The sequence below is a fragment of the Chryseobacterium sp. 2VB genome, from assembly GCF_005503635.1.
GTDB lineage: Bacteria > Bacteroidota > Bacteroidia > Flavobacteriales > Weeksellaceae > Chryseobacterium > Chryseobacterium cupriresistens.
The window spans coordinates 237,122-254,529 of sequence record NZ_SCNC01000002.1; the positions used below are offsets into that span (position 1 = coordinate 237,122).

The following is a 17,408-nucleotide window of genomic DNA, read 5'->3' on the forward strand; positions in this document are numbered from 1 at the left end:
TAATTTTCATTATTGAAATTTAAATTACTGATTGTCAATGTTTTAAATTTCAATGAATCATGTCTGAAATAAAAAATATGAAGCCTGTTTCCGCTTCATCTTTTAATTTATTGTTAGGGTAAACTAATCTTTTTGCCTTGTTCGGGGAAAATGTAATTTACTTTTAAAGGATTGTTTTTCAATAATTCCTTTTTGATAAGCTCAGGATTATCGCCTGTCGGCTTTCTATGAGTAACCACAATATTAAGGCCTTCAAGGCTGCTCTGTCCGGTCTTTTCTTTAAGTTTACTCAATTCCTCAGTCAGCAGATTAGGAGTAAGGTGCCCAAACAGAAGATGTTCCGGCTGACTGTTGGGGAAGGAAACTTCAATTAATATTGTATTGAGTTGTTTTTTCTTAACAAGTGGAGCTGCCACGTTCCAAAGTTGGTCAAGACGGTCAGATTTTTCTATACGGTCAGCACCTGTATCTCCCAGATAAAGCAGATAATGATTCTCTCTTCTTACCAAAGCAGCACTGCTTTTATAAGGATTTACATGGCTTAGTTCATAGCCGGTTATAAAAAAAGGAGTCTTGGGGGCGGGAATTTCACTTCCTGTCTGCAACTCATTATAATGGTATTTTCCAAGGATAGGTTTTTGCCCCTGATCAGCAAAATTGATCCAGGTATCCGTGATAAAGTAATGATTCTGCAGAATCTGAATCACAGGAGCTATGGCGAAAATATCTTTCTTGGAATCAGCCGGAGAATTGATGATGAGCCCTGACAAATGATCGAGATGACCGTGGGATACAAAATATCCTTTGATCTGATCTTTTAAAACCGTTTCTGCTGATCCTTCAAGACTTTTCATTTCGATTGCTTTCCGGATTCCGGCATTTACCGTACCGGCATCAAGGCAGAGAAATGCATTGTCTTTAGGTGCGCCTACCAGATAGGCTGATAAATTGTCTTCCTGCTCACCACCATATATTCCTAAGGGAATTACATCAAAGTTCTGTGCCTGGCAAACCATATTCAGAAGAACCAATAAAGAAAGTGCTGTTTTTTTCATAATACGTATAATAGAAAACCATCTTTTTCGGGATGGGCAGAGCAAATTTACGCTATTTTTTGACGATGGGCATTCTCTATTAGTAAAGCCTGCTGAAAGTTAGCAGGCTTTATTTTTAATATCATTTTTACTGAGGTTGTTGCTGTGTTACACAATGTACCATTCCGCCATTGGCAAATAAATTCCGGCAGTCTATACCAACCACCTGTTTGCCAGGATAAAGCTGTTGGATAATATTGTTGGCAACTGCATCGTTAGGGTCGTTATAATTAGGAACCAATACACGGTTATTCGCAATATAATAATTGATGTAAGAAGCACGTCCTACATTTTTTCCGTACGTAGTAATCACATCATTTGTTGTTAAAGGCACTTTTACAAACTGATATGGAGAACCGTTTTTCGCAGTAGCATCATACAGTTTATCAATATCTCCGTCCGGTACCTGCCAGTAGGCCAGATCATCAGGACTCATTGTAATAATGGTAGAAGAATTGGCAAACCGGGCAAAACCATCAATGTGCATATCGGTAATATCAAGACCGGCTTTTCCATTCAGCCAGATAAATTTGGTTACTCCGAGGTTTTTAGTAAATATAGCCTCTGCCTGTTGTTGCGTCATTCCCGGATTTCTGTTATTATTCAGGATAGAACTTTTACAAGCCATCAACACTCCGTTTCCGTCAATTTCCACACTTCCGCCTTCATTGATCATCACTGAGTTAAGATTGATTTTTGGTATATTGGTATCGGCTGCTATTTTAGAAGGTATTACGTTACATTGGCTGTAATCGGCTTTGTTTCCCCAACCGTTAAATCCCCAGTCCTGAATGAATAACTGCCCGTTCTGGTCTTTTACATAGATAGGACCATTGTCTCTTACCCAGAAGTCATCCGTTGGATAAATTTTGAAGTTGATATTGGTGAGAGAAACTCCAGCATTGTTGAGCAGGCCTATAATACGATTCTTTTCTGCACCGTCATAAGCAATAATGTGAACTTTTTCACTTTGTACAAGTTCTTTGGTCATCGCTACCCAGGTGGCATCCAGTCTGTTGCGGTAAGTCACTCCATACTGATACTGATGAGGCCATTGAAGCCAGGTTCCTTCATGTGGAGCTGATTCTTCAGGCATTTTGTAAATAGCTGTTTCCGGATTTGCAGTGCCCGGAATTTCTGATAGCTCTGCAGCAGAACATGAAAATAAAAGAAGAGGTAATAAAGGGAACATAATTTTCTTTTTTTGCATAACTGATCTATTTTAAACAGAGCAAAATTAGATCGATTGTTTTTCTTAAAGTTGTCCCAAATTGACAACTTACTTCAAAGGTAATAAAATATAGGTCAGTTGTTTTTCCTGGCCGTCTTCATTTTCAGCATGATTTTCATACTTTTCAATGATAGGAGTGTGTGAAAACTCAAGACCTGAATTGAAAATCCAGCGTGAATAGATCTTCGTATACGTGTCGTCTATTGTTTCGTAGCTTCCATGATGGGTAAAACGGGCATATTTACCTCCGAATATCATTTTTGAAGGTAGCTTTTTATTTCCGGACTGAACGGATGTGCATGCATCATAGCGGCAGTTGATTTCTGTTTTTATTAATGGTTCATCGGCTATAACTCCAAAATATTCTATCCCTGAGTCAGGGAAATCATTTTCCATGAACTTTTCCCACAGCACTTCAATCTCTTCATTGTTATAACAGGTGTTAATGCTCTGATAATATACCTGGACAGGTTTCAGATAAGCAATTTCGGGTTCCAGCAAGACCTCTGAGGTAACAGGAATGATGGCACCTCCACAAAGGAGTTGTTCCTTACTTTGTCTTGCCGCTTTTGGGGAAATCCCAAAATGTTGTTTAAAAGCTTTGGAAAAGGAAGCGATATTGGCAAAACCAACTTCAATGGCAATGGAGGTAAGATTTTCCTGAGTATAAAGAATGCGTTTATAGGCATTTTCTACTTTTAATCTTTGCTGGAAAGTACCTATTGTCTCCCCACAGCTGTACTTGAAAATGCGCTGGATATTCCGGTAAGAATAATGAGAAATGTCTTCCAGTTCCTTTACAGAAACAGGCTGGTCGTAATTCTTCTCCATGAAATTGATAACTCTGTAAATACAATTCAGGTTGTCTTCCATAAGCATTGAAATTTTTCCGAAACTGGTGATATGAAATAAATTACAAATAAAAAAAATATCTTGACAATATTGTAATTTAGCTTTCGGTAAAAATAGATTAAAAAAAATGAATTTTACCGCTCTAAAACGAAAAACCAAGAGATACTATTAAATATGGAAAAAGATTTGTCAGAATTAACGGATCAGGAGCTGATAGAGAAAAAAAGAACTATTGAAGCCAGAAATGTTGTGAATGCTATCATCCTGGGGGTATTGGCTGGAATTGCTATTTATAGTACCATAACCAAAGGGAGCAGTTTCACTACTTTTTTACCGATACTTCTTGCTTTTTTTGTGGCCAACAGCTGGAATAAAGGTAAGAAAGGCTTGAAAAGGGAAATGGACTCCAGAAATGTGAAGTAATGCAGGAATTTAACAGAAAAACAGAAACTGGTGCTGTAGCCTATTTTCGGCATTGCATCAGAAACGGAGATGTAAAAGGAGCATTAAGCTGTTTTCATCCAGAAGCTGTCTACATAGACCGCGATGGAAGAGAGTGGAGAGGGTTTGAGCAGATAGAAAGGGCAATGAATGAGATTTGCCGCTTACAACTGGATATTCAAGGTGAAACTCCACATATCACTGTTGTAAATGATCTGGCGATGTGGCAGGATCAGTGGGAAATAACGGGAACTGCTCCGGATGGGCATTCTATTCATATGACAGGCAATACTTCCTGTATCATGAAAAGAAATGAAGAAGGAGAGTGGCTGTGGCTGGTTGACAATCCTTTCGGTTCTGCTGTGCTTAAAAATGACAATCTGGTATAAAGTCTGAAATAATTGTACCCTTGTCAAGGTTTTAGACCTTGACAAGGGTGGGGATAAAGTCTTTCAGAAACAAATAAAAAACCTTCAGTTCATCTGAAGGTTTTACTTTTATATTATTTTACTGATTTTAGTTGCGTAAGAATTGGCCGATTCCGGGAGAATCGAAAGTGAAAGCATTATGATTTTCAGATTTATCAATTTTATTGCTGATGGTTAATGCCCATAATACAAGCTCTTTGCAGAAATTCTGGTCTTCTCTGCTCAATTCAGAAGCATTTTCTTCCACCACAGTTGTCAAAGGTTCTATCTTGTCAAGTTTAGCATAAAATTCTTCATCCGTATCATTGTAGTTAAGTTCTAAATGATTTTTGTTGAACCACCTGATCAGGTCAGTGTACGGTGTTTTGATCCCTTCTTTTTCCAGTTTTGAAATACGTGGGAACAGGCTTTCAAATTGGGTCATTACCGCTTTATCAATTAATATTTTGGCCACGTAATCTGCTCCTTCCTGTTCTCCTTCATAGACCAGCTCAATTTTCCCTGTGATGGATGGAATGATCGACATAAAATCTAGCAGACGTACAGTGGTTCTTTCTGCTCCGGATTCAATTAAACGTAATTTCGCCGCTGCCACTAAATTTTCCATGGCACTGATGGTCAAACGGGCACTGACACCGCTTTTGGCATCCACATATTCGCTGATACGGGCAGCAAAAGCAACTTCTTCCAAAAGATCTTTTGCCAGGTCTGGAATCAGGATCTGTTCTTTATCTTCAGCAGAAATCAATGCTTCCTGTTCTGTAATTTGTCTGGCAAGTGCTATTGTTTTGGGATAATGGGTGAAGATCTGAGATCCTATTCTGTCTTTCAGCGGCGTTACAATACTTCCTCTGTTCGTGTAGTCTTCCGGATTGGCGGTAAAGACAAACTGAATATCAAGCGGCATTCTCAGCTGGAATCCGCGGATCTGAATATCTCCTTCCTGTAAAATATTAAACAAAGAAACCTGGATTCTTGCCTGCAGATCCGGTAATTCATTTAAAACAAAAATAGAACGGTTGGCACGCGGAATCATTCCATAATGAAGGACACGTTCGTCGGAATAGGGCAGTTTCAGGGTTGCAGCTTTAATAGGATCAATGTCACCAATTAAGTCAGCAACATTTACATCGGGAGTGGCCAGTTTTTCATAGAAACGATGAGAACGGTGCACCCATGAAATCGGAGTTTCATCACCCAGTTCAGCAATCAGGTCTTTGGCAAATTTTGAAATGGGCTGAAACGGGCTGTCATTGATTTCAGACCCTTTTACGATAGGCATATATTCATCAAGCAGATTTACCATGCTTCTTGCAATCCTGGTTTTTGCCTGTCCGCGCAGTCCCAGTAAATTGATGTGGTGTCCGGCAAGAATTGCCTTTTTCAGTTGGGGAACAACCGTGTCTTCATAGCCCCAAAGCCCTTCAAATACAGGTTCTTTAGATTTGATTCTGGCAATTAAGTTCGCCTGGATTTCCTCATTAATCGTTTTGTGAGTATAACCGGATTTTTTTAATTCTTTGAATGTAATATCGTTTTTCATTGTCTTGTAATACTATTTATCTGATGAGATTTTTATTTTTAAATAATGTGAAATCTGATCTTTATATTCTTCTTATTCTGTTTTTTTCGTAATCTTCAAAAATCATCTGCCCCAATCCTGATAGTCCGGTCAGGAAAGCTTTTCCTTTATTCTGGGCTGTAAACTCTTCCACGAACTGACGCAGATAAGGATCCTGGGCAATCATGAAAGTCGTGATAGGAATTTTCAGTTTTCTTGCCTGTGCTGCTCTGTTGAAACACTGGTTGACAATCTTTTCATCCAGCCCAAAGCTATTCATATAAAACTCACCGCTGGGCAGCTGAATACAGCTGGGTTTTCCGTCGGTGATCATAAAAATCTGTTTGTTGGTATTTCTTTTTCTGCGAAGGATGTCCATGGCGAGTTCCAGACCTGCTACGGTGTTGGTATGATAAGGACCAACTTTTAAATAGGGAAGGTCTTTGATCTTAATGGGCCATGCTTCGTTTCCAAAAACAATGATATCAATAGAATCTTTCGGATATTTCCGTTTGATCAATTCCACGAGTGCCATGGCTACTTTTTTGGCCGGAGTGATCCTGTCTTCACCATATAAAATCATTGAATGGCTGATATCAATCATCAGAACAGTACTCATTTGTGCCTTATGCTTGGTTTCCTCTACGACCAGGTCATCTTCTGTGAGACGAAGGTCTGAGATTCCGTTGTTGATCTGTGCATTCTTTAAACTTTCGGTCATGTTCACGGCAGCAAGATCATCTCCATATTGGAAAGAACGGTTTTCACCATCACGTTCATCTCCGATTCCTGTCTTATGGGTACGGTGATTTCCGGCTCCGTTTTTCTTCAGTTTACCAAAGATCTGATCCAGCGCATATTCACGAAGGGCAGCTTCCAGTTTAGGGGTTAATATTTTTTTACCTTTTCCACCTCCAGTATTGCCTTCTTCAGGGTCTTCTTCCCTGATATAACCTCGTTTTTTCAAATCCTCTTCAAAATCCTGAAGGGTATACTCATCACTGAAAATATCATATTCCTGATCAAGCATGTCCAGCCAGTCGAAGGCTTCTTCAATATCTCCGGAGGTATGGGTAAGCAGATCTTTGAAAACATCAAAGACACGTTCAAAATTTGATAATTCCTCCGGCACATGCTTGCTGAATATAAAACCTTTTCCGGGATTAAAATTTTTATCTCTCATAAGATGATAAAGCATTTTTTGCAGTTAATTGCTTTTGAGTATTTCAGAGAATGTAATGAATGGTCTGAAATATTCTTTGATTCCTTTCAAACTGAAAAGTTAGGAAAATATCATCTCATGATTCCCCTGGAAAAATAGAAAATACTAATGATTGTGATATGGAATCGAAATATAATTCTGGGCTTTTTTTGCTTACTGTGAATTTTACATCCTGAACTTTATCAAAGTTTTGTGAGTTTGTAATGTGCATATTTTCAAATGTTTGAATTGTTTTTTGGAATGAAATAAACAGAAAAAGAACATTTTGCCGGAAGCCCGCTTTTTTGCTATTGATCTAAAAAAATAGATTTACATACATAAAACTGAATGTTGAGAAGCCATTTTAATTGTAAAAAGAATTAAATTCTGTGTGTTTTATCAAATATTCATTATTAGTAAGAAGACAAAAATTACTTTAACTTTGCCAGTTAGATAATATATGGCTATTATGAAATTGCTGAAAATAATGCTATATTGTTGAAGACTAATATCTAATGGGCTTATCTGGTCAGGAAATTAATTTAACTGATAAACAAATATGAAAAATAAATTCTTAAATTTTAAATTGAGAAAACTTGTTCATTACTCATTGATCCTTTGTATTTTACTGATACAGGTGATTATTGCCATATTTTTCTACAACGAATTTGTCAACGGGAAAAAGCTGAAGTTTATAAAAGATCAGCTTGAAGAAAGCCGTGCCCTGGGAGGATTAACTGATAATTCCAGGAAAGATTTTATGGATGCACAGGATCATCTTCAGAAATATATGGCTACTCAGAATAACGATGATCTGCAGCTCTATTTCCAGTCGCTGAGAAAACTTAAAACTAATTTTGATAAAATTGGTGAATATGAAAATACAAGTCCAAGATTGAAAAAAAATCTGGCTATTCGTAGTAAGGATACCTTAAAGACTGCAAAACTGAAGACGTTAATAGATTCAGTGTACCAGACATCCCTCAATCCGCCGGCAAAAATTGAGGACAAACAGTATGAACCTGCCAAGTATAAAAACGATTTTGAAGATTTCAATATTCAGACCCGTACTTATGCGGATACCATTAAAAAGAAAGGCTTTTTCGGGCGTTTAAAAGATGCGGTAACAGGGAAAGTAGATGTTCAGAAGGAAAGTACTGTAATCACAATGACCAATAACAAGACTCTGGATATTTCTCAGGTAAAATCCAAAATGGACAATACCCTAAAATCTATGGACAAGCATTACGCTGCCGAGGTAAAAAAAGTTCAGCTGCTTGCGGCCATTAGTCAGAAGAATAATTTACAGTTTTACAGCAATTTCAGTAAGCTGCTGGTATATAGTAATAACTTAATAGAGGTTTACGAAAATGCCATTAAGGATTTTCAATCTGAACTGGAAAAAGAATACAACGACCAAAGTTCTAATAATAACAAGATAAGAACCTATCTGGTATTGGGACTGATGATTCTGATGTTTATTGTTTCTATCCTGATTATGTATTTTACAAGAATGGCGTTTATCTATGAACAGAAACTGGATGCTGCCAATAAAGAGATTAAAAAGAACCTTAATTTCAAAAACAGGATTCTTGGAATGTTAAGTCATGACCTGAGGTCTCCTTTGAAAATCATCAATATTTTCATTGATAAAATCTACAGAACTACCGAAGATGAAACGATAAAGGATTATCTTAAATCCATCAAGTTTACCAATAGTACCTTGCTTCTGCAGTCTAATCAGATTCTGGAATATACCAAAAACGAGAATGCTGAAAAAGAGCTTATACAGTCGGTCTTCAATCTTAAAGATGAAATCAGTTCTATTGTAAAGGTAATTACCCCTTATCTGGAAACGAGAAACAACAGGTTTGCTGTGACAGACAGAATCCCTGAAAATCTGGTGGTCTATTCGGATAATATCAGAATCAATCAGATTTTTATGAATATTTTGGGGAATGCCAACAAGTTTACAGAAAACGGACAGATTGATCTTGTATTGGCTACAGAATCCCTTGGAGAAAATAAAATTTGCCTGATCACCACAGTAGCGGATACGGGAGTAGGAATATCAGAATCTGATCTTGGTAAAATTTTTGATCCTTATTATCAGGGTATGGTTTCTGATGAAGTAGATAATCTGGGAGCAGGACTTGGGCTTAACCTTGTAAAAGAAATTGTAGAGCTTTTTGACGGCAATATATCGGTTGAAAGCAAATTACATAAAGGAACTAAAGTGACATTCAGGATCAATTTAAACATTAATAATAATGGAAACACCAATACAAAATAAAGAGATTATATTCCTTCTGGCAGACGATCACAGCATTGTACGCCAGGGAATGGAGATTGTTATCAGCGATATTGTTCCTAACGCCAAAGTTTATCAAACTTCATCCTTACATCAGGTATTGGAACTCATAGAATCGAAAGGAATCGAGATGGCTGTTATTGATGCCCATTTCCCGGACGGAAACAGTCTTCATATTTTACCACAGATGAAAAGCGTAAATCCTGATATTAAAATTTTGATTTTTACAGGACTTGAAGAAGAGCTGCACGGCCTTAAATTCATTAAAGCCGGTGCTGACGGCTACCTGAGTAAACTGAGTGAGGAAGAAGACGTAAGAAAAGCAATTACAACCTTCATCGAAAAAGGAGAGTACTTCTCTGAACTTCTGAGAAACCTGCTGGTACAGTTTGTTTACAATCCGGATCTGATAAGCCCGCTCAACAGTTTAACCAAAAGAGAAATGCAGATTGCAGAACTTTATGCTGAAGGATATGGAAACCTGGAAATTTCAAACAGTCTGAATATCAAACAAAATACAGTAAGCACAATCAAAAAAAATATCTTTGAAAAACTCAAGATTGAAAATATGGTTGAGCTTGTGGACCTTGTCAAAACCCACCATAAACTATAGTTTTTTTTTAAGGTGATCTCCACTTCTTATTCTCAGGGTATTATATTTCATCGATAAATATCTATAAGTCGATCGACATGTATCGATGGGGTTTATAGAGAATTTTATTTGGAAATGTTGTTCCTTTGTAGTGTAAAATTTAAGCAATGAAAAACAACTGAGAAATGTTTTTTAACTTCTTAAGTTTCACACTCAAAAAACAACAAATGATGTAGCTATTTTACAAATAGTAAATGGTAGTTATAGAAACACAAATGATGAAAAATTAAGAAACACTGATGAAATTAAAGAAGTGTATGAATAACCTTAAACGGACTTCTTAAAAAAGCCAAATGATCAGAAAAAAACACAAACACATATAGTGAGGTTCAGTTAATAGGTTACAGTACAAACACAAAAAGGAGGCGCCCAGCCTCCTTTTGTGTTTTTTTATCAAATGATAAACAAATGTGGCTCTCCATCTCTTATTTTTGTATCAAAAAAGATGTCAGGAGAAAAAGATTTGGCCCTACTGATTCAGAATATGGAACCAGTATTGAATACCGGAGAATATGCATTTTGTACTGTTGAAACTCTAGCAGCAATACCAGACCTCGAAAAGGTTCTGTTTTTTTTCCGGGAAAATGAAGCCGTTACCATTGTGGTAGAAAAAACAGTAGCAGATGAATGGAATATGAATTACAGCTATATTTCTTCATGGATTACTCTTACAATTCACTCTTCTCTGGAAGCCGTAGGGCTTACTGCAGCTTTTGCCAATGCCCTGAAAAAGGAAAATATCAGCTGTAATGTCGTTGCCGCTTACTTCCATGATCATATTTTTGTAGCCCGAAAAGATGCTGAAAAAGCGATGGATGCCCTGTATGCATTGAGATCAGCTCAGAAGCTGTAAATTATTTTCGAAGAAATTGTATTTCACCATTTAAAAGGTCTATTTGAGCTGCTAAAATGTCCTCTTGATAACGAAATTGAGTGTTCTGCCTGTTTTTGTGTTTTATGTTTGCACCATAATCATACAAAAATAAACAACAATGAAAACAATCAGAAAAATCTCAGCCTTAAGCTTATTATGTTTAACTCTTTTTACTGTAGTAACAGTTTCCTGTACTGAAGAAAATGAGCCTCCCACGACGCAGGAGATACAAAACAGAAACCACCATACTGCCAAAACCCAATTCATAACCGTTAAAGGAAATGCCATCGCATACCGTGTTTTAGGAAAAGAAGACGGAATTCCTTTGGTTCTCCTTCCGGGATTAGGCGGCTCAATGGATGACTGGGATCCTGCAGTGACGGATGGACTGGCTAAAAACTATAAAGTCATTATCTTTGATAACAAAGGAGTCTCTTCCTCAAAAGGAACCACTCCCAACACGGTTCAGGCGATGGCCGACGATGCGTTAGACTTTATTAAGGCTTTGAACCTGACCAAAGTGAATATCATGGGATTTTCTATGGGAGGATTCGTCGCACAGCGAATAGTGCTTACCAATCCGTCACTGATTAATAAAGTGATTTTAGCAGGTACAGGCCCTCAGGGAGCCATAGGATTGTCTAATCTGCCCAATATTATTGCCGGAACCGCTGGCTTAAGTCCTGAAGCTTCATTCCTGAAATTTGGTTTTACAGAATCTGCTCAGAGTATTGCGGAAGGAAAAGCTTCTTTTGCAAGAGTTCAGCTTCGTACGACGGACAGAGATCTTCCTTTAAATGATGCTGCCTCCGGTGCTCAGTTTACTGCAGTATTGAGCTGGGCCCAGCCTGATGCTGATGCGCTTACAGAAATAGAGAAGATTAAAAATCCGGTACTGATTGTTCATGGTGAAAATGACCTTCCGGTGTCTGTTCAGAATGCTAAAAATATGGCTCAGCATTTAGACCATGCAGAGCTGGTAATTTTCCCGGATTCAGGACATGCTTCTTTTTATCAATATCATGATATATTTGTTGCGAAAGCTACAGAATTCCTCGGAAAATGAATCTGTTCTTAAAAAATTATAACAAGAAGACCCGCTGATGAACAGCGGGTCTTTTTTTACTGATATCAGGATTTAGCTGAATTTTTTCACAGCCTCTTCACTTACCGGAGTAAAAAAGTTAATCATATTGCCATCCGGATCACAGAACAGGAGAGATCTGTTTCCCCAGGGCATCGTGGTCGGCTCCTGAATAATTCGGGAAGTCATACTTTTAATCCTTTCGTATTCTTCGTCAACATTTTTAACCATAAATTCAATAATGGTTGATTTTGTTCCTGCGAAATCTGTAAGATCTTCTGAGAACATTTGCATGGTCCGGGTACTTCCGATAGCGATTGTGATAGAATCAGCAGAGAGTTCTGTAAAATCTTCCGTATACCAGGTGGCAGTTATGCCTATAACCTGTTCATAAAATGCTACTGTTGCTTTAATGTCTTGGCTGATCATTCTTAATGAAGTAAGTTTCATAAGGATACTATTTGTTTAAACTAATTTTAAACAAAGGTAACAGGTGTTTATGACAACAGTTTGTCAGTAGAAATCAAGCTCTTTAATCTCAAATATGATTAATAAAAATTAGCGATATGAATTAATCGCTTAATATCAGTAATCTGGATTTTCCTTCCTTCAGACCTGATCAGTTTTTCCTGCTTAAAATCATTGATGATACGGGCTAAGGTTTCTCTTGCAGTTCCCACCATATTGGCAAGATCCACACGGGAAAGGGTAATGAATATTTCATGGTCAGGTGTGTCATTTGATGTATACTTATCATGAAGAATCAGTAAACTGAGAGCAGCTCTTTCACGGACTGTACGGTGGGATAAAACTGCAATAAGGTTCGCCATTACGCTGAATTCATGGCTTAAAGATTTCAGCAGCAGCCTCGAAAGCACTGATGACTGGCTCAGAATATCCAGAAAACTGTCTTTTGAAATAAATGAGATCACAGAATTTTCAAGGGTTGAGGTCGTATCTCCGTAAGATTCATTGCTCAGAATGGCAGAATATCCGAAAAATTCACCGGAACTGTAAATGTAAATAATCTGCTCCCTTCCGTCATTATCAACCTTGTATTTCTTTATTTTACCTTCGTTCAGGTAGTAAACGCCATTGGGTTTTGTTCCGTCAGTAAATATGGGTTCATTTTTACGATAGTTCCTGGTTTTCATAGCTCCTGTAAGAAGATTTTTATCATACTCAGGGAGTTCATCAAAAAGATACTGATTGTTAAAAATAAATTTTGAGATCATAATTTTTCTATACAGGATATTGGATGTACGTTCAGTTTTTAACTTAAATCACATTTTAAACCGATCTAAATCACAAGATTTTTTTCCTGAACGAATTACTTTTACAAAAGTAATAAAATTGATTCTGAAATAAGAAACAGAAGATCTCAGAGAGGTCTGGAAGCCTTTTCAGAATCATCATTTATTACTAAAAAATAGGATTTTACGTTAAAGGGGAAATAGTAGATCTATAAAGAACACTGGATAAATATTTAAGCGGACATGTTTTTCACAGTTTGACGCTGACATTTCTAATTATTTTTTTTTCTTATTTATTTTATCCGGTTGTTCTTTTCCTGAAGGAGAAGCTCTAATAGAAATTTAAAATGTTCAGACACAGAGGGAAAAACAGAACCTATTTTCACAATCTTAAGCTTGCATCAGTACTTTCATTTGTTGCAGGGATAGTGAATATTGCAGGTGTTTTATCTGTGAAAGTGCTTACTACGAATATAACCGGACATTTTGCCTTCTTTTCTGAAGAAATTCTTCTCTATCATTACAGCAAGGCACTCACTTATTTTATCTTTATTATATGTTTTCTGGGAGGAGCATTTTCATCCAGTTTTATGGTTGAATTTTCGTCCGGACACAAAATGTTCCGTCCGCATCTCATTCCTTTGATCACCGAAATTCTGATTTTAGGTTTTGTGGGAATAACAGGTGACCAAACATTGAAAATCTCAATATCTCCTTATGCAATTGCCGGGCTTTTGCTTTTTGCAATGGGCGTTCAGAACTCACTGGTAACAAGAGTATCACAATCTGTGGTAAGAACCACTCATCTTACGGGCTTATTTACTGATCTGGGAATAGAGCTATCAAAACTTTTTTTTAAGGAAAGGGAAAACGAAAAGAGGCAGCTTAAAAAGAATATAGCCCTGAAACTGGTGATTATCGCCTGCTTTTTTGCAGGATGTATGATTGGTGGTTTTGTGTACAGCATGATTCAGCTCAAAACGCTGCTTGTAACTGCGGGACTGCTCTTTGGCGTAATCAGGCATGATAAGTTCCTGTACCGGTATTACGCTTTAAAAAGGAAATTCAGATAGAATACAATAAAAAAGGATATTCCGGTGTTGGGAATATCCTTTTTAAATTTATGGTGTTACAGGCTGGATCACAAAAGTTTCCGTATCAGTTGTGTGGGCTGAAAAATAGCCTAATGCTCCGTTGCTGATATTACTCGGAGGATTAGCTGGAGTAGCAGTTCCGCCGTTGCCGCCCGAAATCTGAAGCAATGCACTGTAATAAGTAAACACATTGGTGTCGATAGACTGCATTTCCACATGGATCTTGTCTCCCGGCACTACTTCATGGTCGCGGCCCTTGTTATCGTCATTGGGAAGAATCAGAGGCTGTTGGTTCGGTAAGCCGTTATTGACATTGTCTGAAAAAGTATTCATGTATTTTTTAGGCAGATCATTAATCGTAAAACTGAAAAGATAACGGTTCCCTAATGGCATCGGGTCTGTAAAGAGTGGCAAAAGAGTGTAGGTGGTCTTATCACCAAATTTAAAAGAACTCTGTTCCAGTCCGTCAAAATATACTACCTCAGGCATTGTACTCTGAGCAGTATATTGTTTTCCTTCGGCCTGTATTTTTAATGTATACGTTCTGCCGGGTGTACCTACAAAAGTTGTAGTCTGATACATTCCGTTTCCCGTATAGTGAAGCGTTTCAGTCTGGCCTGTATCATCGCTTAAAACCACCTGGGCTCCGGTTACTGCCGGATACTGATTAGGTTCTGAAAATCCAACGGACTTTGTGATTTTTACAGTATAAGGTCCTGACTGATTGGTTACATTGCCTTCAATGACAATATTCCCGCTCTGATCGTTCAGATCCAGGTCAATTTCCTTTTCACAGGAGGTTAAGGCGAAGAGGGATACTATGATATAAAAAGTATTTTTCATGAGTTAGAATTTGAAATTATAAGTGATATTAGGGACCCATCGGAATAAAGAGGTCTGCATGGCACGTGTTGTTCCCGGGCGGTCAGGATTGTCTTCAAAATTGATTGTATAAGCATTTTCTCTGCCGTACAGGTTGTAAATACCAAATGTCCATGAACCGCGGAACCGCTTATTGGAACTTGGTTCGTAAGTAGCGCTCAGATCCATTCTGTGGTATGCAGGCATTCTGTCTGCATTTCTGTTGCTGTACTGGAAGACTGTTTGTCCGTTCAGTTCATATTTTCCGGTAGGGAAGGTAACTGCATTTCCGGTACTGTATACAAATAATCCTGAAAAACTCCATTTCGGATTAAGCTGATACGTTGCAACGACGGATAAATCGTGGGTTTTATCCATTCTGGCGTTATACCATTCATTATTATTGATTCCGTTGATTTTTCTTTCTGTTTTAGAAAGGGTATAGGAGATCCATCCTGTCAGTTTTCCGCTCTTCTTTTTGGCAATGAGTTCCAGACCGTAGGCTCTCCCTTTTCCGAATAACAGTTCACTTTCTACGTCGGCTCCCGTGTCAAAGCCAATCTGAGCCCCGTTTTTAAAGTCGATCTGATTTTTCATGTCTTTGTAATAAACCTCAGCGTTCAATTCGTAATTATTGTTGTTGAAGTTTCTGCTGTATCCTAAACTGATCTGATCTGCAATTTCCGGTTTTACCGTATAGCTGCTTCCTATCCACTGATCGGTAGGATTTCCACTGTTGCTGTTGCTTAAGAGGTGAAGATTCTGAGTGTTCCTGGAATAACCTGCTTTTACACTGCTCACTTCGTTGATGCGGTAGTTGGCGCTGATACGCGGTTCAATATTCACATAGGTCTTCCCGAATTTTCCTTTCTCTAAAAATTTACTGTCGGTTAGTACGCCATTCTCATAAGTATTGAATGTGTCACCTCCCAGTACACTGAACATGGAAAGCCTTGCTCCATAATTGATGGTCAGCTTTTCCGTTGCTTTATAATCATCATTAATGTAAACGGCATTTTCCCACGAGTATCTCGGATTTCTGGCAAAACTGCTCACGGTGGTACCGGAAGCACTGCTCGGAGTAAGGGTATGATAAATAGACTGCAGACCGAAACGTACAGAATGCTTGTTTCCGGCAAACCAGGTAAAATCCTGCTTAAGATTCCAGTCACGGATTTTTGAATTTAAATCAAATACCGTATCATCATTTTTCAGACTGATCTTATAGTCATAATTACTGTAAATAAATGAAGTATTGGAGAATAGCTTACTGCTGATGATGCTGTTCCATCTCAAAGTGGCCGTCGTATTTCCCCAGTCTGTATTGAATGTGTCTCCCAATCCCAGAACATCTCTTCCAAAATACCCGGACAAATAAATACGGTTGTTTTCGTTGATCTGATAATTGGCTTTCAGGTTCAGATCGTAAAAATATAATTTGTTGTCTTTATAATCTTTATTGGCTTTAAGAAAAAGATCCGCATACGTTCTTCTTCCCGATACGATGAATGATGATTTTTCCTTTTGAATAGGCCCTTCCACACTCAGCCTGCTGCTGATAAGCCCGATTCCTCCGTTGATGTTATAATCTTTGTTGTTTCCGTCCTTCATTTTAACATCCAATACAGAAGAAAGGCGTCCTCCGTATTGTGCGGGGCTGTTTCCTTTGATAATGCTGGCATCTTTCAGGGCGTCACTGTTGAATGTACTGAAAAAACCAAGAAGGTGAGAGGCATTATAAACAGGAGCTTCATCCAGCAGGATCAGGTTTTGGTCGGTAGCACCTCCTCTTACACTGAACCCGCTGCTTCCTTCACCGTTACTTTTGATCCCGGGTAAAAGCTGTATGGTTTTCATGACATCTTTTTCACCAAAAAGTACAGGAAGTTTCTCTATATTTTTAATACTTAACGTTTCTGCTCCCATTTGAGCTGAGGTCAGGTTTTTATCCTTTTTGATACCGGTTATCACCACCTCATCAATGGCTTTTTCTACAGATTCTGATGGAAGCAGCGGAAGATCGAGTTTTATATTCTGATCTACATTGATCTTCTGCTCAAAATCCTGATATCCCGGGTAGGAAATAACCAGGGTATAATTTCCTTCGGGTAATGAAAGGGAATAAAATCCATATTCGTTGGCAACAACATTGATGCTGGGATCTTCGCTTACTTTTACAGAGACTCCGATGAGCAGTTCCCCGTTTTTTTTGTCTTTCACGGTTCCACTTACGGAATACGTTTGTTGGGCCATTGCCAGTGTACTGAAGCAGAGCGCAGCGGTGGCAGCGGTAATTTTTAGAAAGGATGTTTGCATTAGTTTATTTTAAAGTAGTAGATCTCTTGTCTATGAGTTAATGTTTTGATGATGTTCAATGAGTTGGATGAATAGGGGATTTGTTACAGGTAACAAATTAATTATGAAATAAATCCATGGGAAAAGCAGACTTCCGGAAATGATAATGGCAAGGA

The 17,408-nt window shown here is 38.0% G+C and carries 16 protein-coding genes; 7 read left to right on the forward strand and 9 right to left on the reverse strand.

Features of this window, described 5'->3' with window-relative positions:
* Positions 1-113 precede the first annotated feature (113 nt).
* The 3 genes from FFS26_RS03165 to FFS26_RS03175 all read right to left on the reverse strand — a co-directional run bounded on the left by FFS26_RS03165 (position 114) and on the right by FFS26_RS03175 (position 3,198).
* The gene (locus tag FFS26_RS03165) at positions 114-1,055 is read right to left on the reverse strand and encodes a 3',5'-cyclic-nucleotide phosphodiesterase (RefSeq protein WP_137904258.1); all 942 of its coding nucleotides are present in this window, start codon (positions 1,053-1,055) and stop codon (positions 114-116) included.
* Between the two features lie 127 nt (positions 1,056-1,182).
* On the reverse strand, positions 1,183-2,304 hold the full coding sequence (locus tag FFS26_RS03170; RefSeq protein WP_137904259.1) for an agmatine/peptidylarginine deiminase: 1,122 nt from the start codon (positions 2,302-2,304) through the stop codon (positions 1,183-1,185).
* A gap of 69 nt (positions 2,305-2,373) precedes the next feature.
* Positions 2,374-3,198, reverse strand: coding sequence for a GyrI-like domain-containing protein (locus tag FFS26_RS03175; RefSeq protein ID WP_137904260.1), 825 nt, complete (start codon positions 3,196-3,198; stop codon positions 2,374-2,376).
* A 153-nt stretch (positions 3,199-3,351) separates the two neighbouring features.
* Between FFS26_RS03175 and FFS26_RS03180 the strand changes: the two genes are divergently transcribed.
* Both FFS26_RS03180 and FFS26_RS03185 read left to right on the forward strand, forming a co-directional pair.
* Positions 3,352-3,600 (forward strand): FUSC family protein, encoded by a 249-nt coding sequence (locus FFS26_RS03180; protein WP_137904261.1) that lies wholly within the window; start codon positions 3,352-3,354, stop codon positions 3,598-3,600.
* A complete protein-coding gene (locus tag FFS26_RS03185; protein ID WP_110009681.1) occupies positions 3,600-4,007 on the forward strand; it encodes a YybH family protein in 408 nt (135 codons plus the stop codon). Before FFS26_RS03180 ends, FFS26_RS03185 begins: the two co-directional genes overlap by 1 nt.
* A 127-nt stretch (positions 4,008-4,134) precedes the next feature.
* Here the strand turns inward: FFS26_RS03185 and FFS26_RS03190 are convergent, their stop codons facing one another.
* Both FFS26_RS03190 and FFS26_RS03195 read right to left on the reverse strand, forming a co-directional pair.
* Positions 4,135-5,589, reverse strand: coding sequence for a sigma 54-interacting transcriptional regulator (locus FFS26_RS03190; RefSeq protein ID WP_137904262.1), 1,455 nt, complete (start codon positions 5,587-5,589; stop codon positions 4,135-4,137).
* Between the two features lie 61 nt (positions 5,590-5,650).
* On the reverse strand, positions 5,651-6,790 hold the full coding sequence (locus tag FFS26_RS03195; protein ID WP_110009806.1) for a vWA domain-containing protein: 1,140 nt from the start codon (positions 6,788-6,790) through the stop codon (positions 5,651-5,653).
* 577 nt (positions 6,791-7,367) lie between these two features.
* Here FFS26_RS03195 and FFS26_RS03200 point away from each other — a divergent pair.
* From FFS26_RS03200 to FFS26_RS03215, 4 genes are all read left to right on the forward strand, one after another.
* Positions 7,368-9,101: a sensor histidine kinase gene (locus FFS26_RS03200; RefSeq protein WP_137904263.1), complete on the forward strand. Its 1,734-nt coding sequence runs from the start codon at positions 7,368-7,370 to the stop codon at positions 9,099-9,101.
* Positions 9,079-9,732 carry a response regulator transcription factor gene (locus FFS26_RS03205; RefSeq protein WP_171006225.1) on the forward strand — a complete coding sequence of 218 codons (654 nt, stop codon included), beginning with the start codon at positions 9,079-9,081 and terminating at the stop codon, positions 9,730-9,732. The genes FFS26_RS03200 and FFS26_RS03205 overlap by 23 nt, the downstream gene beginning before the upstream one ends.
* A gap of 484 nt (positions 9,733-10,216) precedes the next feature.
* Positions 10,217-10,624 (forward strand): ACT domain-containing protein, encoded by a 408-nt coding sequence (locus FFS26_RS03210; RefSeq protein ID WP_171006226.1) that lies wholly within the window; start codon positions 10,217-10,219, stop codon positions 10,622-10,624.
* A gap of 139 nt (positions 10,625-10,763) precedes the next feature.
* Positions 10,764-11,711, forward strand: coding sequence for an alpha/beta fold hydrolase (locus FFS26_RS03215; protein ID WP_137904265.1), 948 nt, complete (start codon positions 10,764-10,766; stop codon positions 11,709-11,711).
* Between the two features lie 72 nt (positions 11,712-11,783).
* On the opposite strand, the gene FFS26_RS03220 is transcribed toward FFS26_RS03215, so the two are convergent.
* On the reverse strand, positions 11,784-12,179 hold the full coding sequence (locus tag FFS26_RS03220; protein WP_137904266.1) for a VOC family protein: 396 nt from the start codon (positions 12,177-12,179) through the stop codon (positions 11,784-11,786).
* A gap of 98 nt (positions 12,180-12,277) precedes the next feature.
* Positions 12,278-12,964, reverse strand: a complete 687-nt coding sequence (locus tag FFS26_RS03225; RefSeq protein ID WP_137904267.1) for a Crp/Fnr family transcriptional regulator — start codon at positions 12,962-12,964, stop codon at positions 12,278-12,280.
* 365 nt (positions 12,965-13,329) lie between these two features.
* Between FFS26_RS03225 and FFS26_RS03230 the strand changes: the two genes are divergently transcribed.
* A complete protein-coding gene (locus FFS26_RS03230) occupies positions 13,330-14,055 on the forward strand; it encodes a YoaK family protein (protein ID WP_110009687.1) in 726 nt (241 codons plus the stop codon).
* Between the two features lie 48 nt (positions 14,056-14,103).
* On the opposite strand, the gene FFS26_RS03235 is transcribed toward FFS26_RS03230, so the two are convergent.
* Together FFS26_RS03235 and FFS26_RS03240 are read right to left on the reverse strand one after the other, a co-directional pair.
* Positions 14,104-14,919: a DUF4249 domain-containing protein gene (locus tag FFS26_RS03235; RefSeq protein ID WP_137904268.1), complete on the reverse strand. Its 816-nt coding sequence runs from the start codon at positions 14,917-14,919 to the stop codon at positions 14,104-14,106.
* Positions 14,920-14,922: 3 nt separating this feature from the next.
* Positions 14,923-17,253 carry a TonB-dependent receptor gene (locus FFS26_RS03240; protein WP_110009689.1) on the reverse strand — a complete coding sequence of 777 codons (2,331 nt, stop codon included), beginning with the start codon at positions 17,251-17,253 and terminating at the stop codon, positions 14,923-14,925.
* Positions 17,254-17,408: the final 155 nt, after the last annotated feature.